This is a genomic window from Halorubrum sp. 2020YC2 (genome assembly GCF_018623055.1).
GTDB lineage: Archaea > Halobacteriota > Halobacteria > Halobacteriales > Haloferacaceae > Halorubrum.
The window spans coordinates 125,395-138,353 of sequence record NZ_CP076019.1 but is presented as its reverse complement, the minus strand read 5'-3'; the positions used below and the strand labels follow the sequence as shown (position 1 = coordinate 138,353).

The window sequence follows — 12,959 nt, the reverse complement described above, 5'->3', positions numbered from 1 at the left end:
CTCCGGCCACTTGTTTATAAGTAATCGACCACACAGCGACAGCTACCGCCGCCAAATTTCCGGCCGCTTACTTATAAATAGCTGACTGTGGATCGACGGCGAACACCGCCAAAGCCCCAGCCGCGAGGACTCGATGCGCTCGCTGCGCGCTTCAGCCGCTCGCTGCGCTCGCTCCCTCCAGTGCTTACGTCGCGCGTCTTCGTCCTCGCGGCTGCCCCTTTGAGTCCACCCCACAGCACCGCAACCGCAGCCTCACGCCTCCCCGGCCTCGTCGCTCGCGCTTAAAAGCGCTCGCGACTCCCTCGCGCGTGCTGTCGCCGGCGCTTCGCGCCGGCTTCCAGAGGGACCTTCCGTCCCTCGCGGCTCGGCCGCAAAGCGGCCTCGCAGGCACGCGCCACCGCAGGCGCGCTTTTTAAATCACGCCGGCGCGGACGGCCGGTATGCTCGTCGTCGTCTCCGACACGCACGCACGCGAGGAGTCGAGGCTTCAGGGACGGACCGCGGAGGCGGTCCGCGAGGCGGAGCTGGTGATCCACGCGGGCGACTTCTACCGCGAGCCGGTCTTGGACGCCTTCCGGTCGGCCGCCGCGAGCCTCCGGGCCGTCTACGGGAACAACGACGACGCGTCGATCCGCGACCGGGTCCCCGAGGTGCGGACCGTCGAGTACGCCGGCGTCCGGTTCGCGGTCACGCACCGCCACCGCAGCGGCGACACGGGCCTCGTCATGCTGGCTCGCGGTCGCGACGCTGACGCCGTGATCTGCGGCCACAGCCACCGACCGCGCTTCGACGACTCCGGCGGCCTCCCGATACTGAACCCGGGGAGCCACGCGCAGCCGCGGGGCAACCGCCCGGCACACGCGGAACTGACCCCGTCGGCGGACGAGAGAGGAAGGGGGTTGGACGGGCGGCTGGTGACGCCGGACGGCGAGGCCTTCGAGACGTTCCGGATCGAGGGCGAGAGTACCCAGTAAGAACGAGAGCGGTCGTGAGAAGCGGGGCGGAGGGAGTCGCCGTCGCGGGCGGCGGGGACCGGACGCGACGCCCCGCGGACGGCCGGGCCGACCGACGGTCGTGTACACGGTGGAGGACCCGGATCGGAGCGGGTGCGGGCGCCGGCGGTCGGTCGCGTCGGTCGGCCGGAGAGGGGCACCGGGCAGGGGAGGGGTGCGAGGCCGACCGGCCGGCACGTCGGCCGGCAGTTTCGAGCGTCTGAGGGCCGAAGCGGGGGTCGCACCCGTACGTAACGCGGCCGACGAGATATACGTGGCTGAGGGACAAAGGGGCGTTTTAGTCACCGATCGGTCGACCGCGCGTGGCGGCGTTCGGGGCGTCTCGCCGCCGTCCGGCTCGAAAGGTATAACCCCGTCCCGACGGATTCGAGCGTATGCTTCCGGTCCAACCGCTGTTCGTCCTGATTTTGGTGGGGCTTCTCGGGCTGTTCTTCTTCGGGTTCCTCCTCGTCCGTCGCACGGTGACGGGACTGAACGAGGGGTACGACGACGGGCGTAACTGATGGTCCTCGTCACCGCCGCGACGCTGCTCGTCGCCGCCGCGGCGAGCCTCTTCATGGCGTGGTCGATCGGCGCGGGGTCGTCGGGGTCGACACCGTTCGCGCCCGCGGTCGGCGCGAACGCCATCTCCGTCATGCGGGCCGGCCTGATCGTCGGCGTCCTCGGCCTGCTCGGCGCGATACTTCAGGGCGCGAACGTGACGGAGGCGGTCGGCACCGAACTGATCGGCGGGGTGACGATCACGGCGGCGGCGGCCATCGTCGCGCTCGTCACGGCCGCCGCGCTGGTCGCGATCGGCGTCTTCGCCGGCTATCCGATCGCGACGGCGTTCACCGTCACCGGCGCGGTCGTCGGCGTCGGCCTCGCGCTGGGCGGCGACCCGGCGTGGCCGAAGTACGCGGAGATCGCGGCGCTGTGGGTGCTCACGCCGTTCGTCGGCGGGGGGGTCGCCTACGGCGTCGCCCGGATGCTCATCGGCGAGTCGCTGCCCGAGCGCCCGCTCACGGCCGCCCTCGCCGGACTCGTCGGGGTGATCCTCGCGAACGTCGGGTTCGCGCTGCTCGGTCCCGCCGGCGAGCAGGCGTCGGTCGCGACGGCCCTCGGCTCGGGGCTCGGGGTCGGCGGCGCGGGGCCGCCCGCGGTGAGCCTCGCGATCGCCGCCCTGGTCGCGGTCGCGGTGTACGCGGACCTCGGTCGCGACCGCGCGGGCGCCCAGCGGCGGTTCCTGCTCGCGATGGGCGGCCTCGTCGCGTTCTCGGCGGGCGGCTCGCAGGTCGGCCTCGCGATCGGCCCGCTCGTCCCGATCTTCACCGAGGTCGGCGTCCCGGTGTGGGCGCTGCTCGTCGGCGGCGGGGTCGGCCTGCTGGCCGGGTCGTGGACCGGCGCGCCGCGGATGATCAAGGCGATCTCACAGGACTACGCCTCGATGGGGCCGCGCCGGTCGATCGCGGCGCTCATCCCCTCGTTCGCGATCGCGCAGACCGCCGTCGCCTTCGGGATCCCCGTCTCGTTCAACGAGATCATCGTCTCCGCGATCGTCGGCGCGGGCTACGCCGCGGGCGACGCCGGCGTGAGCCGCAAGAAGATGGGGTACACGGTCCTCGCGTGGATCGGGTCGCTCGTCGGCGCGTTCGTGCTCGGGTTCGGCGTCTACTCCGCGGTCGATCTCGTGGTGTGAGGGGTTTCCGCGGCCGAAGCCCCGGATCCCGCGGAGCGTTTCAGGCCCGCAGCCCCGGGTACGACGGGAGCCGCGCCGACCGAGCGCTCCCGTCGACGAACGGGAGGTCGACGGCGGCGGCCGGGACCTCCTCGCCGTCGACGCGGACGGTGACGCCGCCGAGGTCGGCGTCGAACGCGACGAGCGCCAGCGCGATCGGGACGTCCGTCGCGGGACCGACCGCGGCGCGGGTGACCTCGCCTATCGCCTCGTCGCCGTCGAAGACGGCGGCGCCGGACGCGGGGAGGGCGTCGTCGATCCCGGCCGGGTTCGCGTCCGCGTCGACGTCCGCGACCCTCTCGACGAGGCCGTCGAGTTCGAGCCCGACGAGCCGGCGGCTCGGCCGGCCCTGATTCTCCACGCGTGAGACGACCTCCTGCCCGACGTAACACCCCTTGTCGAAGTCTAAGGCGTTCCGGAGGCCGAGGACGTTCGGGATCGCCCCCGCCAGTTCGTACTCGAAGAGGGGCGTCCCGGCCTCCGTCGCGAGCGCGTCCCACGTTCGGTAGCCGAACGGCGTTGCGTTGAGCCCGCGGTTGATCAGGGTGTCGAACACGTCGCCCGCGTCGGCGGCGGCGCAGACGATCTCGTACCCCTCCTCGCCCAGCGGCGCGTCCGTCGCGATCACGGTGACCCCGGCGTCGACCATCGACCCGCGGACGAACGAGAGGGGTTCCTCGGGGGCGCCCGGACCGCCGAGGACGGACGCGACCTTCTCCGTCGACTTGGGTCCGTGGACACCGAACACGCCGAACTCCTCGGTGACGTCGTCGATCTCGACGTCCTGAATGAACACGTTCTCCGCCCAGTCGGTCGCGACCGACTCGGTCCGCTCCGGCGGCAGGAAGACGAGCAGCCGCTCGTCGGCGTTGTACACGTACATGTCCGTCTCGATCCCGCCCTGCGGGTCGAGCAGCAGGGCGTAGGTCCCCCCGCCGTCCTCGGTCGGGACGCGGTTCGAGACGGCGTTGTCGACGAACTCGACGCGGTCGGCGCCCCTGACGGCGAGGACGCCGTACCCCATCTCGATCACGCCGGCGACCTTGCGGACCGCCTTGCCGACGCGGACGGGCTTCCCGTAGTGGTCGACCACTTCGCGGCCGCCGCGGTCGCGGTACGCCGCGCCGTGCGCGTCGTGGGTGCCGGAGACGAGCGTCATGGTGGGAGGAACGCGATCGAGAGTCAAAAGGCCGCCGTCTCCGGCGGCTACAGTCCGATCCGGTCGCGGATCGCGTCGACGAGGCTCTCGGAGGGGTCGTCGACCTCCGCCTCCGGGTCGGGAACGACGCGCTCGTGGGCGTACACCCGGACGCGCTCGTCGGTCTCCACGATGATGAGCGAATCCTCTTTCAGCGCCGAGAGCCCCTCCTCGACGGCGTCGATGTCGGCGTCGACGGCCGCGCGAAGTTCGAGGACCGTCATCCCCTCGTCGCCGCGGTCGACGAGCGCGTCGAGCAGCGCTACCTCGACGTCCGGCCGGTCGCGGTATTCCGGCTTTGCGGCCATACGCGTTCCTTGTAGGGGACGGACTTTACGTCTACCGGCAGGAGAAGCGGGGCGGGCCCGAGCGCGCGAAGCGTCAGCGGACGAGCCGCGAACAGGTGCCACAGAGGTTCTCCTCTTTCACGTCAACCTCGCGGACCGTGGGAGAAAACGACATCACGCACTTGCTGTTGTCGCAGTGCTCCAGCCCGAGGGTGTGCCCGATCTCGTGGACGACTTCCTTCCGGACGCGGTCACCGAATACGTCGACCGCGGGCTTGGTGGAGACGCCGCCGTCGGAGGAGGTGCGGAGGCGGTGCGTGGAGATGACCGAGCCGCTGCCGTTGAGATACGCGAGGCCGAACACGTAGTTCCGGCGGCGGTAGTAGAGGTCCTCGGGCGTGATTCCGATGTTCTTCTCGCCGCCACCGACCCGCGTGACCGTCTCGATGAGGTCCTCGGCGCGGTACTGACCGCGCTCGGCCTCGAACGCGGAGTCGGGGATCGCCTGGTCGTCGTGGACGGTCACGTCGCAGTCGTACACGGAACGCAGCGCGCCGGAGGCCTCCCGCTTCACTTGGGGGGTAACCTCTCCGACCGGGACGATGTCCACGAGCATGGAACCGTTTTTGACCGCCGCAATCATAAAGCCCGCGCCGTGGCATCAACGTCCCCGTCGGAGCGGGCGCTCGCCGTCGCCCTCGACCGACACGAGCGGCTCGTCGAGGTCGGCGTCGGTCGCCGCCCGGGCGTCGCTCGCGCGCTCGCCGCCCGCGGTCGCGAGGTGGTCGCGTTCGACGTCGACGTGAGCGAGGCGGCGCGGGACGCGGCGGCCGAGACGCAGGCGTCCGGCGGGGGGTCGCTCCGCGTCGTCGCGGCGGACGTGACCGCGCTGTCGATCGCCGACGACCGAGCGGTCCGGGACGCGCTCGGATGCGGCGCGTCCGAAGACGAACCCGCCGCCGGGGGCGAACCGACCGCCGGGGGCGAGCCGAGCGCGGCCGCCGGCGTCGACGCCGTCTACGCCCGGAACCTCCCGGCCGAACTCCAGCGTCCGACCGTCGCGCTGGCCGAGCGGCTCGACGCCGCCTGCCTGTTCACCACGCTCGGGTTCGAGGAGCCGATCGTCGACGTCCGGCGGCGGTCGGCGGAGGCGGGCCCCGTCGTGTTCGTCGCGCGCTGAGGTCGTGCGCCGGGGTCTCGTCTCGACCGGGGGGAACCGAGCCGGCGACGGCGACCGCGAACCCGAACGTTCATTCCGCCGCCAGCCGGCGTAGCGGTATGCAGGTCGACGCAGTGGTCCTCGACATCGACGGGGTGTTGGTCGACGTGGCCGACTCCTACCGGCGGGCGATCCTCGAATCGGTCGACCGAGTGTGCGGCAAGCCGATCGACCGGGACGCGGTCCAGGCGTTCAAAGACGCCGGCGGATTCAACAACGACTGGGAGCTGACCGACGCGGCCGCGCTGTTCGTGTTGGCCCGCCGCGAGGGGCTCCGGATGAACGTCGACGAGTTCACCGACCGCGTTCACGAACTCGGCGGCGGCCTCGACGCCGCCAAGGAGGTCGTCGGCGACCTCCCGCGAGTCGCGCAGGCGCGCGTCCGAGACCAGTGGGACCGCGACGCGCTCCGCGAGACGTTCCAAGCGCTGTACCTCGGCGCGGAGCTGTACCGCGAACTGGAGGGCGGCGAGCCGCCGGCCGAGACGGACGGGTACATCCGCGACGAGCCGACGCTCGTCGACCCCAAGACGATAGCCGACCTCAGCGCGCGGTTCGACGTGGGCGTCCTTACCGGGCGACCGGCCGCGGAGGCCGACATCGCCTTAGAGCGCGTCGGCCTCAACGTGCCCGCGGACCGGCGGTTCACGATGGACGACTGGGAGGAGGGGAAGCCGCACCCGCGGGCGCTCGTCGAGCTCGCGGAGCGGTTCGACGCCGAGCGCGTCGCGTTCGCGGGCGACACCCTCGACGACGTGCGGACCGCACGCAACGCCGACGAGACCGACGAGACGCGTGTCTACTACGGTATCGGCGTGCTCACCGGCGGCCTCACCGGCGAGGCGGGCCGCGAGAAGTTCGCCGGCGTCGGCGCCGACGCGGTGATCGACGACGTGAACGAACTGGTCGGGCTGTTGGAGTAGTCCGCGGCGCGCCGTGGCGCCGTGTCGGGGGACGATCGGTCAGGCCGGGATCGTTCCGGCGACGCGCCCGCGGAACTCGCCGGTATCCGTGACGCGCCGAATAGGTTCCGAGCGGCGGAGAGACGGTGACAGAGCTTTCCAGCCCGCACAAACGCCGTTTGTGCGTGAATCGAGCGTCACGGTCGGCGGCACGAACCCGGCGTACGTCGCCGGTTTAACCCCGCTGAACCGGTAGCTCGGCCGATGAGTGACGCCAACGCGACGCAGCGGATGGAGGTCAGCGGCGAGAGCGACAGCGAGTCGAAGTTCGTCGCCGAGGCCAGAGGCCACGAACTGGTGATGGACGACCCGGAGGCGATGGGCGGCGACGACGACGGCGCGATGCCCGTCGAGTACCTCCTCGCGGCCTGGACCGGCTGTCTCAACGCGACCGTCCGCGCGACGGCGCCCGACTTCGACCTTGACGTTGAGGGCGTCGCAGTCGAGGTCGCCGGCGAGTTCGACCCCCGAAAACACCTCGGCCACGCCGAAGAGCCCCGAGCGGGCTATCAGGGCGTGGAGGCGACCGTCGACGTCGACTTCGCCGGCGACGTGGACGACGACACGCTCGCCGAGTTCACCGCTGCCGTCGAGGAGCGGTGTCCGGTGAGCGACAACCTCGCGAACGAGACGGCGACCGACGTGACGCTTCAGCGGGAGTAGGCAGCGTTTTCCGGGGCTGTTTTCGGCGACTAGGCGGTTTCAAAAACCGGTCGGAGAACAGTCGAAAGATGGGCCCTGCCGGATTCGAACCGGCGATCAACTCGTTATGAGCGAGTCGCTTTAACCGGACTAAGCTAAGGGCCCGTACCCGTCGGTACGTCCGAGACGTTTTTAGCGTACCGACTCGCGACGAAGCAGGTGACAGCAGAAGGCGCCGAAGCCAGGACTCGAACCTGGGACCGCCTCGTTAACAGCGAGGCGCTCTACCAACTGAGCTACTTCGGCTCACTCTCGGGTACTCGCGTCGTTTTGATAGGGCTTTCGTTTCCGCCCGACGGAGCGGGATCCGGACGACGCGAGGGGTGCGAAACGCTACCGCGGCGCCCGCGCGTCGCGCCGCCGATCCGACCGACACGTTTTCGGCCGGACCGCGAGACCGTTCGGTATGGACGAGTTGGAGGCGGTGCTGTCGCGGGTCCGCGAGCGCGTCCTCCCGGAGCCGGCGGAGCGCGAGCGGCTGCGCGAGGCGGCCGCGACGCTGACCGAGCGGACCCGCGAGGCGATAGCCGACCTCCCCGTCGACGCCGACGCGGTCCAAGTCGGGTCGACCGCGCGCGGGACGTGGGTCGCGGGCGACCGCGACATCGATCTGTTCGTCCGGTTCGACGCCGACCTCGACCGCGCCGAACTGGAGGAGTACGGGCTGGCGGTCGGCCACGCGGTCCTCCCCGACGGCCACGAGGAGTACGCCGAACACCCGTACGTGAAGGGGAGCTACGAGGGGTTCGACGTCGACTTAGTCCCCTGTCACGACGTGGAGACCGCGGGCGATCTGGTCTCCGCGGTCGACCGCACCCCGTTCCACGACGCGTACCTCTCGGCGCGGCTCGACGACGACCTCGCGGCCGACGTGGTGCTGGCGAAGGCGTTCCTGAAGGGGATCGGCGCGTACGGGAGCGACCTCCGCACGGAGGGCTTTTCGGGGTACCTGACGGAGCTGCTCGTGTTGGAGCTCGGCGGGTTCGTCCCGCTCGTCGAATCGGCGCGGAGCTGGCACCCACCGGTTGAGTTCGACCCCGAGGGACACGCCGAGCGCACGTTCGAGGACCCGCTCGTCGTCGTCGACCCCACGGACCCGACGCGGAACGTCGCCGCGGTGCTGTCGGCGGCGAACCTCGCGCGGTTCCAGCACTACGCGCGGGAGCTGCTCGCGGCACCGAGCGAGGCGCTCTTCGAGCCGGACGAGCCCGAGCCGCTCGACTCGAAGGCGGTACGCGCTCACCTCGACCGCCGGGGGACGACGCCGGTCGCGGTCGTCTTCGACGCGCCCGACCTCGTCGACGACCAGCTGTGGCCGCAGCTCCGCCGCTCGCTGGACGGGATCGTCGGCGGGCTCAACGAGCACGGGTTCGACGTGCTCCGGGCGCGCGCCATGACGGACGGGGCGGAAGCGACGGGGAGCGTCGAGGCGAGCGACGCCGAGAGAGCGGGCGAGCGCACCGATTCCGACGGGCCGACGCGGGCCGCGCTGTACGCGGAACTGGAGGTGACGGAGCGGCCGGCCGTCGAGCGCCACGAGGGGCCGCCGGTCGCGGTCAGGAAGCACGCCGCGAGCTTCTACGAGTCGTACGTCGACGACGTCGACCCGGACACGTACGGCCCCTTCATCGACGGGGACCGGTACGTCGTCGAGCGGGAGCGGGAGTTCGCCACCGTCCGGGAGTACCTGGAGAGCGACGCCGCGAGCGACGTGGCGCTCGGCGCGCGGGTAGAGCCGGCGTTCGACGACCGCGACGTGCTGGTCGGGGAAGCGGTCGCGACGCTCGCGCCCGCGTTCGGGCGGCCGCTCCGGGAGTTCTACGAGCCGCGGCCGTGAGGGCGCCGGCGGGAAGCGAGCCGCCGCGGGGACGCGAGCCGGGACGCCGACGAGCCGCCCGGCGTCACCGGGAGACGCGGTCGAGGAGCCAGTACACGACCGCGGCGACGGCGGCGACGATCAGCGCGAGCGCCGAGAGGAGGCCGGCAGCGCGGGGAAACGACAGCCAGAACGCGGCGTAGAAGGCGAGCGCGAACGCGAACAGGCCGACGACGAGCAGCCCGCGCGAGGGGTTCTGCGCGGCGGCCACGAAGGCGCGCTGGGGGATCGAGAGGTCACCGAACTCGGGGACGTCCTCGGGCCCGACGTCGTCGGAGAGCGGTCCCGAGTCGCCCGGGTCGGTCGACTCGCCGTCGACGGAGCGGTCGGTGTCGGTCACGGGAGCGCGTAGGGACCGAGGGATGCTGTACCTATCGCTTGTCGAGTCGGATCGGACCGAAGAGCGAGGAATTCCGGTCAGGCGAGAAGGGTCCCGGCGAGCAGCGAGCCGAGGAGGAACGCGACCAGCGCGGCCGCGAGGGTCGACCCCGCGACCGTCGCGGCGGCCCGGGCGCCGGTCTCGCTCGCGGCCCGCACGGTCCCGACCGCGAACGACGAGAAGGTCGTGAACGCGCCGCAGAAGCCGACGCCGAGGAGCAGCGCCGCCGTCGACCCGATCGGTGCGGCGGAGACGGCACCGAGCGCGAAGCTCCCGACCGCGTTGACCAGGAGGACCGAGCGGCGCCCCTCGACGCGGAGGCCGACCGCGTGCCGAGAGACGGCACCGAGCGCGCCGCCGACCCCGACGAGCGCCGTCGCGAGGAGCGGCGAGGCGGTCATCGGTCCCTCCGCCTCCCGACCGCGAGTCCGAGCGCGGCCGCGGCGAATCCGGTCAGGTAGCTGACGGCGACGTACCAGGCGCCGGCGGGCGTCCCGAGCGCGACGGCGTCCGAGACGAACGTGCTGTACGTCGTGAACGACGAGAGCGCGCCGGTCCCGACGAACAGGCGGGTCCGGTCGCCGGACGCACGGGTCAACAGGAGTCCGAGCGCGAACGACCCGGCGACGTTGGCGGCCAGCGTGCCGAGGCCGGTCGTGGTTCCGTCGAGGACCGCGAGACCGCTTCCGGCGTGGATCGCCGCGAGGAGTCCGCCGACCCCGACGTCGACGGCGTGTCTGGCGACCGCGCCGAGGAACCCGCCGGCCGCGACGAGCAGGAACCCGTACGGCGTCTGTTCCATGGGCGCGAGTGGGTCCGGGACGGCTTGTGCGTTCTGAACCGCGTCACCGCGACCCCGGGTCAGACAGCCGGCTCGCTCGGGGACTCGCACCCTCGTGTGGCGTTCGTCGCTCTCTGATCCGGACCGTGTGAGCCGTCTCGGTGGCGTCGTCGACGACGAGCGCCTCCCCGACGCCCTCGGGGAGCCGCGTCGCGAGGTCGCCCCCCAAGTACGTCGCCTCCGCCTCCGCCAGTCGCTCGACGTCGCGCGCGGCCGTGAGCCGGTGAGAGACGAGGAGGTCCGACTGCGAGACGGCGACGCTGGGCAGCGCCGCCGGCCGCTGCGTCGCGCAGACGAGCGAGACGCCGGGGGCGCGACCCCGAGTGAGGAGCGTCCGGAGCGCCGGGTCCGCGACCCCGTCGAAGAAGGCGTGGGCCTCGTCGACGAGCAGCCACGGGAGCCGGGGGATACCGCCGTCGATCCGGGCGTCGTAGAGCCCCCGAGCCACCGCCCGGACGACGGCGGCCGCGGCCGCGTCGGGGACGCCGGCGAGGTCGAGTACCACCGGATCGCCGTCCGCGGCGAGCGCGGCGACCGGCGGCGCGTCGGCGTCGAAGACGCCCCACGAGGCCGCCAGCCGGAGGTGGTTCGACGCGGCGCGCCGGGTCTCCGCCGGCGCGTCGGCCGCGTCGACCGCCCCGCGGAGCGCCGCGAGCGAGGGGGACGGACCGCCGCCGGTCGCTGTCGACGCGGAGTCGCCGGCGTCGATCGCGTCCCCACCATCGACGTCGAGCGCGTCCGCGACGACGCGCCAGACGAGACTCCCCGGCCCGCTCGCCGGCTCGAGACCGAGCAGGTCCGGCCACGCCGACGGGGGTATCGAGGCGGGGCGGACCGCGGGGTCGACGACCCGGCCGCCGGCCGCTTCGAGGCCGCCGAAGACGCCCATCGGGTCGACGACGACCGGCGCGACGCCGGCGGCGGCGGCGATCTCCTCTGCGAGGACGCCGAGCGTGTACGATTTCCCGGTCCCGCGCTTCCCGAAGACGACCCCCGCGTGCGGGCGGTCGAGGTCGACGCCGACCGCCGCGCCGGCGCTCCCGTCGCGAGCGAGGAACGAACCGATCCGGGCGGTGTGTGGCGGTCGGTCGCCGCCGCGGTCGCTCGCGGATCGAGGATCGCTTACGGTGTCGGTTCCGCTGTCGCGGTCCGCTCCGTCTTCGTGGTCGGTCCCGCTATCGCGGTCGGTCCCGCCGTCGCGGTCGGTCTCGTCGCGGCCGAGTACGTACACGCAGTCTGGTGGTCTCGGTATCCGATAAAAACGGTCGGGAGTCGCCACACCCCCAGCGACGAGCGCGTCTCTCGGGCGTCCGTCGCGGCGCCGTCGGGGCCGGCCGACTCTTTATAAGCGATGGCGCGGCCAGCGGAGCGTATGTCCGATCGAACACAGCGGACCGCGAACCGCCGGACGTTCAGCACCGACACCCGCGCGATCGAGGGGCTTCCCGTGCGCCTCGTCATCGCGCTCGTCGTCGGCGTCGCCAGCCTCAGCGTGATGATGGGGATGATAGGCGACATCGACGGGCTGGCCGCGACCGAACTCGACGCGCAGCCGCAGCCGGAGGTGACTTCGCCCGGCGAGCAGTCCATCGACGTCGCGGTCGTCGACCCCGACGGCTCCCGCGTCGCGGACGCGACGGTCATCGTGCGCGGCGGCTCGGCGCAGATCGACGGCGTCGCCACCGCGCAGACAAACGGCGAGGGGGTCGCGAGCGTTGACGTCGCCCCCAAGCTCGGTCCGAACCAGGCGGACGGCACGCTCACGGTCGACATCAAGCCGCCGGCGGAGGGCGATTACGTCGACGAGCGGGGGAACACCGAGGTGCTCGTCGTCGAGGAGTGACTCCGGGAACGACGCGACGCGGAGGCCCAGTCAGAGCCGATCGTCCCAGTCTATCCAGTCCTGCTCCCAGCCGTGCCGGCGCCGCCGACCCCGCTCGGCGCGTTCGGCGTCCTCCCGTCGGGTCCGGTTCCGTTCCGTTCCGGGCTGTTCGCCGTCGACGAGCATCGGCTGGAGGCGCGCCGGCCCGTGCGTCTCGACGGTCTCGAACCCCGCCGGCGCCGGGTCGTCCTCCGCGTCGCCGGTCGACGGCGGTGCGTTCGCGTCGGCGCCCGGCGCGGGAGCGTCGTCCGCGTCCGGACCCCGGGCGGACGACGGTTCGATCGCCGCGACCGTCTGGACGCCGGCGCCCCGCGGGTAGACGATCCGGCCGCCGGGCGCCAGCTGTTCCCGGAGGGCGCGCGGCGGCTCGACCACGGCGGCTTCGAGGAGGATCCGGTCGTACGGCGCGTACGCCGGAAGCCCGTCCGCGCCGTCGGCGCGGTCGACGAGGACCGCCCCGTAGCCGGCCGCGTCGAGGTTCGACCGCGCGGCGACGACGGCCGAGCGGTCGATGTCGACCGCGTGAACGTGACGCGCGCCGGCAATCTCCGCGAGCATCGCGACCGAGTAGCCGACTCCGGCGCCGACGACGAGGACCGAGTCCCCCTCCTCGACGTCGAGCGCAGTGACGAGCCGGACCACGGTCGCGAGCGAGAGCGAGTGGGGATCGTCGCCGTCGGCGGCACCACCGCGGGGAGCGTCGTCCACGAAGGGGTCGCGTGGCACGCGCTGGAGCGCGGTCAGCACGGGCGGCTCGATCGGCTCGCCGATCTGGTGTTCGAGCCCCTCTATCATGTCCGCCCTGAGCGACGCTTCGTCCATGGCCGGACTCGGGACTCGGTCCTCTAAAACTGTGCGTTCGGCGGACCGACGCCGAGGTCCG

Annotated in this window: 16 protein-coding genes and 2 tRNA genes; 8 read left to right on the top strand and 10 right to left on the bottom strand. The window is 72.4% G+C overall.

Annotation, left to right across the window (positions count from 1 at the left end):
• Positions 1–440: 440 nt before the first annotated feature.
• The 3 genes from KI388_RS00705 to KI388_RS00700 all read left to right on the top strand — a co-directional run bounded on the left by KI388_RS00705 (position 441) and on the right by KI388_RS00700 (position 2,691).
• Positions 441–974 carry a metallophosphoesterase gene (locus KI388_RS00705; RefSeq protein WP_215087517.1) on the top strand — a complete coding sequence of 178 codons (534 nt, stop codon included), beginning with the start codon at positions 441–443 and terminating at the stop codon, positions 972–974.
• 413 nt (positions 975–1,387) lie between these two features.
• Positions 1,388–1,516: a hypothetical protein gene (locus KI388_RS15470; RefSeq protein ID WP_256441505.1), complete on the top strand. Its 129-nt coding sequence runs from the start codon at positions 1,388–1,390 to the stop codon at positions 1,514–1,516.
• On the top strand, positions 1,516–2,691 hold the full coding sequence (locus KI388_RS00700) for an inorganic phosphate transporter (RefSeq protein ID WP_215087516.1): 1,176 nt from the start codon (positions 1,516–1,518) through the stop codon (positions 2,689–2,691). The genes KI388_RS15470 and KI388_RS00700 overlap by 1 nt, the downstream gene beginning before the upstream one ends.
• A 40-nt stretch (positions 2,692–2,731) precedes the next feature.
• Here KI388_RS00700 and KI388_RS00695 read toward each other — a convergent pair whose 3' ends face one another.
• The 3 genes from KI388_RS00695 to KI388_RS00685 all read right to left on the bottom strand — a co-directional run bounded on the left by KI388_RS00695 (position 2,732) and on the right by KI388_RS00685 (position 4,831).
• Entirely contained in the window at positions 2,732–3,889 is a 1,158-nt protein-coding gene (locus KI388_RS00695) for an aminomethyltransferase family protein (protein WP_215087515.1), read from the bottom strand.
• A gap of 47 nt (positions 3,890–3,936) precedes the next feature.
• Positions 3,937–4,236, bottom strand: coding sequence for a DUF6432 family protein (locus tag KI388_RS00690; protein WP_215087514.1), 300 nt, complete (start codon positions 4,234–4,236; stop codon positions 3,937–3,939).
• Between the two features lie 73 nt (positions 4,237–4,309).
• Positions 4,310–4,831 carry an archaemetzincin family Zn-dependent metalloprotease gene (locus KI388_RS00685; RefSeq protein ID WP_215087513.1) on the bottom strand — a complete coding sequence of 174 codons (522 nt, stop codon included), beginning with the start codon at positions 4,829–4,831 and terminating at the stop codon, positions 4,310–4,312.
• A 39-nt stretch (positions 4,832–4,870) separates the two neighbouring features.
• Here KI388_RS00685 and KI388_RS00680 point away from each other — a divergent pair, with 39 nt between their 5' ends.
• The 3 genes from KI388_RS00680 to KI388_RS00670 all read left to right on the top strand — a co-directional run bounded on the left by KI388_RS00680 (position 4,871) and on the right by KI388_RS00670 (position 7,059).
• Positions 4,871–5,395, top strand: coding sequence for a UPF0146 family protein (locus tag KI388_RS00680; protein ID WP_215087512.1), 525 nt, complete (start codon positions 4,871–4,873; stop codon positions 5,393–5,395).
• Between the two features lie 98 nt (positions 5,396–5,493).
• Positions 5,494–6,357, top strand: coding sequence for a TIGR01548 family HAD-type hydrolase (locus KI388_RS00675; protein WP_215087511.1), 864 nt, complete (start codon positions 5,494–5,496; stop codon positions 6,355–6,357).
• A 243-nt stretch (positions 6,358–6,600) separates the two neighbouring features.
• Positions 6,601–7,059 carry an OsmC family protein gene (locus KI388_RS00670; protein WP_215087510.1) on the top strand — a complete coding sequence of 153 codons (459 nt, stop codon included), beginning with the start codon at positions 6,601–6,603 and terminating at the stop codon, positions 7,057–7,059.
• Between the two features lie 69 nt (positions 7,060–7,128).
• Here the strand turns inward: KI388_RS00670 and KI388_RS00665 are convergent.
• A tRNA-Ile gene (locus KI388_RS00665) sits at positions 7,129–7,203 on the bottom strand.
• A 68-nt stretch (positions 7,204–7,271) separates the two neighbouring features.
• Positions 7,272–7,344, bottom strand: a tRNA-Asn gene (locus tag KI388_RS00660).
• Between the two features lie 160 nt (positions 7,345–7,504).
• Here KI388_RS00660 and cca point away from each other — a divergent pair.
• Complete coding sequence (cca, locus tag KI388_RS00655) at positions 7,505–8,935, top strand: CCA tRNA nucleotidyltransferase (RefSeq protein ID WP_215087509.1); 1,431 nt, start codon at positions 7,505–7,507, stop codon at positions 8,933–8,935.
• Between the two features lie 64 nt (positions 8,936–8,999).
• Here the strand turns inward: cca and KI388_RS00650 are convergent, their stop codons facing one another.
• The 4 genes from KI388_RS00650 to KI388_RS00635 form a co-directional block, all read right to left on the bottom strand.
• Positions 9,000–9,314, bottom strand: coding sequence for a hypothetical protein (locus KI388_RS00650; protein ID WP_215087508.1), 315 nt, complete (start codon positions 9,312–9,314; stop codon positions 9,000–9,002).
• A 77-nt stretch (positions 9,315–9,391) separates the two neighbouring features.
• Complete coding sequence (locus tag KI388_RS00645) at positions 9,392–9,754, bottom strand: CrcB family protein (protein WP_215087507.1); 363 nt, start codon at positions 9,752–9,754, stop codon at positions 9,392–9,394.
• Positions 9,751–10,155 carry a CrcB family protein gene (locus KI388_RS00640; RefSeq protein WP_215087506.1) on the bottom strand — a complete coding sequence of 135 codons (405 nt, stop codon included), beginning with the start codon at positions 10,153–10,155 and terminating at the stop codon, positions 9,751–9,753. Before KI388_RS00640 ends, KI388_RS00645 begins: the two co-directional genes overlap by 4 nt.
• A gap of 43 nt (positions 10,156–10,198) precedes the next feature.
• Entirely contained in the window at positions 10,199–11,425 is a 1,227-nt protein-coding gene (locus KI388_RS00635) for a DUF87 domain-containing protein (protein WP_215087505.1), read from the bottom strand.
• 141 nt (positions 11,426–11,566) lie between these two features.
• Between KI388_RS00635 and KI388_RS00630 the strand changes: the two genes are divergently transcribed.
• Positions 11,567–12,037, top strand: a complete 471-nt coding sequence (locus KI388_RS00630) for a carboxypeptidase regulatory-like domain-containing protein (protein WP_215087504.1) — start codon at positions 11,567–11,569, stop codon at positions 12,035–12,037.
• A 30-nt stretch (positions 12,038–12,067) separates the two neighbouring features.
• Here the strand turns inward: KI388_RS00630 and KI388_RS00625 are convergent, their stop codons facing one another.
• Entirely contained in the window at positions 12,068–12,898 is an 831-nt protein-coding gene (locus KI388_RS00625) for a methyltransferase domain-containing protein (RefSeq protein ID WP_215087503.1), read from the bottom strand.
• Positions 12,899–12,959: the final 61 nt, after the last annotated feature.

What these genes read in the sequence shown, in the direction of transcription:
- KI388_RS00705 (WP_215087517.1), top strand. Translation starts at nt 441, where the DNA reads ATGCTCGTCGTCGTCTCCGACACGCACGCACGCGAGGAGTCGAGGCTT.
- KI388_RS15470 (WP_256441505.1), top strand. Translation starts at nt 1,388, where the DNA reads ATGCTTCCGGTCCAACCGCTGTTCGTCCTGATTTTGGTGGGGCTTCTC.
- KI388_RS00700 (WP_215087516.1), top strand. Translation starts at nt 1,516, where the DNA reads ATGGTCCTCGTCACCGCCGCGACGCTGCTCGTCGCCGCCGCGGCGAGC.
- KI388_RS00695 (WP_215087515.1), bottom strand. Translation starts at nt 3,889, where the DNA reads ATGACGCTCGTCTCCGGCACCCACGACGCGCACGGCGCGGCGTACCGC.
- KI388_RS00690 (WP_215087514.1), bottom strand. Translation starts at nt 4,236, where the DNA reads ATGGCCGCAAAGCCGGAATACCGCGACCGGCCGGACGTCGAGGTAGCG.
- KI388_RS00685 (WP_215087513.1), bottom strand. Translation starts at nt 4,831, where the DNA reads ATGCTCGTGGACATCGTCCCGGTCGGAGAGGTTACCCCCCAAGTGAAG.
- KI388_RS00675 (WP_215087511.1), top strand. Translation starts at nt 5,494, where the DNA reads ATGCAGGTCGACGCAGTGGTCCTCGACATCGACGGGGTGTTGGTCGAC.
- KI388_RS00670 (WP_215087510.1), top strand. Translation starts at nt 6,601, where the DNA reads ATGAGTGACGCCAACGCGACGCAGCGGATGGAGGTCAGCGGCGAGAGC.
- cca (WP_215087509.1), top strand. Translation starts at nt 7,505, where the DNA reads ATGGACGAGTTGGAGGCGGTGCTGTCGCGGGTCCGCGAGCGCGTCCTC.
- KI388_RS00645 (WP_215087507.1), bottom strand. Translation starts at nt 9,754, where the DNA reads ATGACCGCCTCGCCGCTCCTCGCGACGGCGCTCGTCGGGGTCGGCGGC.
- KI388_RS00640 (WP_215087506.1), bottom strand. Translation starts at nt 10,155, where the DNA reads ATGGAACAGACGCCGTACGGGTTCCTGCTCGTCGCGGCCGGCGGGTTC.
- KI388_RS00630 (WP_215087504.1), top strand. Translation starts at nt 11,567, where the DNA reads ATGTCCGATCGAACACAGCGGACCGCGAACCGCCGGACGTTCAGCACC.
- KI388_RS00625 (WP_215087503.1), bottom strand. Translation starts at nt 12,898, where the DNA reads ATGGACGAAGCGTCGCTCAGGGCGGACATGATAGAGGGGCTCGAACAC.